This window comes from Sphingomonas sp. (assembly GCF_025362505.1).
In the GTDB taxonomy this organism is placed as follows: domain Bacteria; phylum Pseudomonadota; class Alphaproteobacteria; order Sphingomonadales; family Sphingomonadaceae; genus Sphingomicrobium.
Genome location: NZ_JANYGG010000017.1, coordinates 1 through 5,230 on the forward strand (window position 1 = coordinate 1; position 5,230 = coordinate 5,230).

Consider the following 5,230-nt stretch of genomic DNA (forward strand, 5'->3'; position numbering starts at 1 on the left):
TGTGGGCGAGACAGTGATCGTCGGGGTCAACAAGTATCGGCTGGCCGAGGAGGCGCATCTCGATATCCTGTCGATCGACAATGCCAAGGTGCGCGCGGGACAGATCGCGCGGCTCGAGAAGATGCGGGCGTCGCGGGACGAGGCGCGGGCGCGGGCCGCGCTGGATGCGTTGGAGGCGGGAGCTCGGGGCAGTGGCAATTTGCTGGCGCTGAGCGTCGACGCGGCGCGGGCGCGCTGTTCGCTGGGCGAGATTTCGGATGCGCTGGAGCGGGTGTTCGGGCGCTATTCGACCTCGCCGACGCCGGTCAGCGGGATTTACGGCCAGCGCGCTGACGAGCGGTGGAAACAGGCGATCGCGGGCACCGCGACGGTCGCGCAGCGGCTTGGGCGCGCGCCGCGGATGCTGGTCGCGAAGATGGGGCAGGACGGGCATGACCGGGGGGCGAACCTCGTTTCGTCGGCGTTCGGCGACCTGGGGTTCGAGATCGTCGCCGGGCAATTGTTCCAGACCCCGCGCGAGGCGGCCGAGCTTGCCGTGGCCAAGGCGGTCGACGTGGTCGGCGCGTCGAGCCTCGCGGCAGGGCACAAGACGCTGATCCCCGAGCTGATCGACGCGTTGAAGGATCTGGGCCGGGCGGACATCAAGGTCATCGTCGGCGGGGTCATCCCGGCTCAGGATTATGCGATGTTGCGCGCGGCGGGGGTCCAGGCGATCTTCGGGCCGGGGACGAATTTGGCTGATGCGGCGGACGAGGTGCTTCGGCTGCTCGGGCATAACCGGCCGCCGGTGGGGGAGACGGTGGAGTGAGGCGCCGAATTGCCACTGTCATCGCCCTCTTAATGACCTGGATCTGCTATGGTTTGGTCATCGTGACACTGGCGGATCACGAAGCCGTGCGTTGTCATGATTTCGGGAATTTGGCAGCGGAATGCACTGCGCCACTTCTTCGCTTCTTTGCTGGAATTTCGGCACTATTTTTGATTGCAACGCTGTCGCTCGCTGTGCTTGCATTGCGATCAACATCCAGCGGGAAAAGCAACTGATGTTCTCCAAAATCCTGATTGCCAACCGGGGCGAGATTGCTTGTCGTGTCATTCGCACTGCCAAGCGGATGGGGATCGCGACGGTTGCGGTTTATTCCGATGCCGATGCCCGCGCGCCGCATGTTCTCATGGCCGATGAAGCGGTGCGGCTGGGGCCGGCGCCGGCGGCGGAGAGCTATCTCAAGGCCGAGCTGATCATTGCGGCGTGCAAGGCGACGGGCGCCGAGGCGGTGCATCCGGGATACGGGTTCCTCAGCGAGCGGGCGAGCTTTGCGACGGCGCTGGCCGAGGCGGGGATCGCGTTCATCGGGCCGCCGCCACACGCCATCGCGGCGATGGGCGACAAGATCGAATCCAAGAAGCTCGCCAAGGCGGCGGGGGTCAATGTCGTGCCGGGGTTTCTGGGCGAGATCGCGGATACCGACCATGCCGTCACGATTGCGGGCGGGATCGGCTATCCGGTGATGATGAAGGCCTCGGCCGGCGGCGGGGGCAAGGGGATGCGGCTGGCGTGGTCGGAGACCGACGTGCGCGAAGGGTTCGAGGCGACCAGGCGCGAGGGGCTGGCGAGCTTTGGCGACGACCGGGTGTTCATCGAGAAATTCATCGAGCAGCCGCGCCATATCGAGATCCAGCTGCTCGGCGACCAGCATGGGACGATCCTGTACCTGCACGAGCGCGAATGCTCGATCCAGCGGCGGCATCAGAAGGTCGTCGAGGAGGCGCCGTCGCCGTTCGTCTCGCCTGAAATGCGCAAGCGGATGGGGGAGCAGGCGGTCGCCTTGGCTCGCGCGGTGGGATATTTTTCAGCGGGGACGGTCGAGCTGATCGTGTCGGGGTCGGACACGACCGGGGAGGGGTTCTACTTCCTCGAGATGAACACGCGGCTTCAGGTCGAGCATCCGGTGACCGAGGAGATTACCGGGCTCGACCTGGTCGAGCAGATGATCCGGGTCGCCGCGGGGGAGCCGCTCGGGTTTACGCAAGGCGAGGTGAAGCTCGACGGCTGGGCGGTCGAGACGCGGGTTTATGCGGAGGATCCGTATCGCGGGTTCCTGCCGAGCACGGGGCGGTTGGTGCGCTATCAGCCACCCCTCCCCGTGTGGGGAGGGGCCGGGGGTGGGTCTGTGCCCACTTCCGATGGGGGGTCACCCACCCCCGCTCGGCTGGCGCCGAGTCGCCCCTCCCCGGAAGGGGAGGGGGTTAGGGTTCGCGTTGACGACGGGGTGGTCGAGGGCGGCGAGGTCAGCATGTTCTATGACCCGATGATCGCCAAGCTGGTCACCTGGGGGCCGACGCGGATTGAAGCGATCGATGCGCAGGTCGAGGCATTGGATGCGTTCGAGATCGACGGGATCGGGGACAATATCGATTTCCTCTCGGCGCTGATGCAGCATCCGCGGTTCCGGTCGGGGGAGATCACGACCGGGTTCATCGCCGAGGAATATCCCGACGGGTTTGTCGGCGCGCCGGCGAGCGAGGAATTGCTCGAGGATCTGGCGGCGATCGCCGGGCTGGTCGCGGCGAGCCATGAGACGAGGGCGGCGCTGATCGACGGGCAATTGGGCGGGCCGGTGTACCCAGAGGGCGACTATGTGGTGCGGGTAGCTTCTGCTGCTGGCGCGGGGCTTGGGGTGGACGAGTTCGCGGTCGCGGTCGAGCCGTATGACGGCGGGCTGCTGGTTAGCGTCGATGGCGAGGAGGAAATCGACCTGATTGCCGACTATGTCCCGGGGCAGCGGCTGCTGGTCGCCGATCTGGACGGGAGGCGGCGGATCGTTCGCATCGCCAGAGAGGGCCGCGGGTGGCGCTTCCAGACGCTGGGGGCGCGGCACCATGTCGAAGTGATGGCGCCGTATGTCGCGGACCTGACGCAGCACATGATCGCCAAGGTTGCGCCCGACATGTCGCGCTTCCTGCTGGCGCCGATGCCGGGGCTGCTGACCAAGCTTGAGGTCAAGGCGGGCGACAAGGTCGAGGCGGGGCAACCGGTCGCGGTGATCGAGGCGATGAAGATGGAGAATATCCTGCGCGCGCCCAAGACAACGACGGTCAAGGCAACCCCGGTTGCGGCGGGACAGAGCCTGGCGGTTGACGATATCATCGTCGAGTTCGACTAAGGACGTTATTCAAAGGGGGTAGCCATGCTTCGATCGTTGCTGATGATGATGGCGATGCTTGGATTGGCGGCGGCCGCCCCGGTCCGCGCCGCTGGCTCAGGCCATTATCTGTTCGTGTTCAGCGGCGACCAGGCGGGGAAGGGCAAGGACTATCTGGCGGTGATCGATGCCGATCCCGCCTCGCCCGGTTATGGCAGGTTGCTGACCTCGGCTGCGACCGACCAGACCAGCGTTCGGCCGCACCACACGGAATATGAAATGCCGGCGAGCGGAATGCTGTTCGCCAACGATCATGACGCCAACCGCAGCTTTATATTCGACCTGCGCGATCCGTTGCATCCCCGGGTCGAGACGTCGTTCACCGACATGGCCGGCTTCTCCATGGCGCACAGTTTCGTGCGTTTGCCCAACGGCCATGTATTGGCCAGTTTCCAGCAGGCCGGATCGGGCGTGGCGATGGCCGGGATGCCGGGGATGATGGGCCACGCGAAGAGCGGCGGACTGGTCGAGATCGACGATGCCGGGAAGGTCGTGCGCGCTGTCGCCAATGCCGATCCGGCGCATCCGGGAATGCCGGTGCTGCCCTATTCGCTGGCCGTCCTGCCCGCAATCGACCGCGTGCTGGTGACCAATTCGCCGATGCAGGATGATTACCTGCTGCAAAGCGTGACCTATCAGCTGTTTCGCCTGTCGGACCTGAAACTGCTCGGCACATGGCCGCTCGACCCGGGGCCGTCGTTGAGCGGACATATCGGCCCGGAAGAAGCGCGGCTGGGACCCGACGGGGCGGTCTATGTCCAGACCCTGAGCTGCGGCCTGCAGCGCGTGACCGGCATGGACACGGCGAAGCCGGCGGCGGTGCTGGTCCACCAGTTTCCCGGCTCTTATTGCGGCGTCCCGACCATCGCCGGCCATTATCTGGTGCAGTCGGTCGAGGGTATCGGCGGCTTCATCGTGCTTGACATCGCCAATGGCGCGAAGCCGGTTGAAGCGTCGCGGCTAGTGATTGATCCCGGGTTTCGCTCGCACTGGACGGCGTGGGACCGCGCGACCAACCGGGTGGTCGTGACGTCGGGCAAGGCAGGCGACCGAATGTATCTGCTCATGCTTGACCCGAAGACCGGTTCGCTGACCATCGACCAGACGTTTCGCGGCGAGGACGGCAAGCCGGGGTTCAGCTTCGCGACCCGGACATGGCCGCATGGCTGGACCGGCGAAGGCAAGCCGCATGGCGCCGTGTTTTCACGCTAGCAAACGGAGGAAAGTGCAATGAATCCGAACAAGGCGTTGTGGGAAAAGGGCGATTTCACGCGGATCGCCGAAGGCATGCGCGACAGCGGCACCAAGTTCGTCGAGTCGCTCGGCATCAAGCGTGGCGACAAGGTAATGGACCTTGGCTGCGGCGACGGGACGACCGCGATCCCGGAAGCGATGCTCGGCGCGGAGGTGCTCGGGGTCGATATCGCCGCAAACCTGGTCGCGGCGGGCAATGCGCGGGCGCGGGCCGAGGGCTTGAACAATATCCGGTTCCAGGAGGGCGATGCGTCCGACCTCGCCGGGATCGAGGACGGGCGCTTCGACTGGGTCGTGTCGGTGTTCGGGGCGATGTTCGCGCCGCGTCCTGACGATGTCGCGAAGGAAATGGTGCGGGTGACGAGGCCCGGCGGGACGATCATCATGGGCAACTGGATTCCCGGTGACCCGACGCTGGTCGCGCAGATCCTCAAGACCAGTGCGGCCTATTCGCCGCCGCCGCCCGAGGGGTTCGTATCCCCGATGCTGTGGGGGCAGGAGGACAAGGTCGTCGAGCGGTTCGTCGGGGCGGGAGTCGATCGCGAGCGGATCAGCTTCCAGCGCGACACGTTCCGGTTCAATTTCGCCGGGCCACCGGCCGAGGCGGTCGACCTTTTCCGCCACTATTACGGGCCGACGATGAACGCGTTCGACGCCGCCGCGAAGGACGGGCGCGAGGAGGCGCTGCACGACGAGCTGGTTGCGCTGTTCACTCGGCAGAACGAGGGCGATGCGGGTCGGACGCACATCCCCGCGACATTCTTGCGGGTGAC

The 5,230-nt window shown here is 65.9% G+C and carries 4 protein-coding genes; all 4 read left to right on the forward strand.

Going from position 1 to position 5,230, the window contains the following annotated elements:
• On the forward strand, nucleotides 1–808 hold an 808-nt coding region (locus tag Q0R27_RS01200; protein ID WP_293940264.1), incomplete at its 5' end, for a methylmalonyl-CoA mutase family protein.
• Between the two features lie 235 nt (nucleotides 809–1,043).
• Nucleotides 1,044–3,164, forward strand: a complete 2,121-nt coding sequence (locus Q0R27_RS01205; protein ID WP_293940265.1) for an acetyl/propionyl/methylcrotonyl-CoA carboxylase subunit alpha — start codon at nucleotides 1,044–1,046, stop codon at nucleotides 3,162–3,164.
• Nucleotides 3,165–3,188: 24 nt separating this feature from the next.
• Nucleotides 3,189–4,415, forward strand: coding sequence for a hypothetical protein (locus Q0R27_RS01210; protein ID WP_293940266.1), 1,227 nt, complete (start codon nucleotides 3,189–3,191; stop codon nucleotides 4,413–4,415).
• Between the two features lie 18 nt (nucleotides 4,416–4,433).
• The coding region (locus Q0R27_RS01215; RefSeq protein WP_293940267.1) for a class I SAM-dependent methyltransferase at nucleotides 4,434–5,230 on the forward strand (797 nt) is incomplete at its 3' end.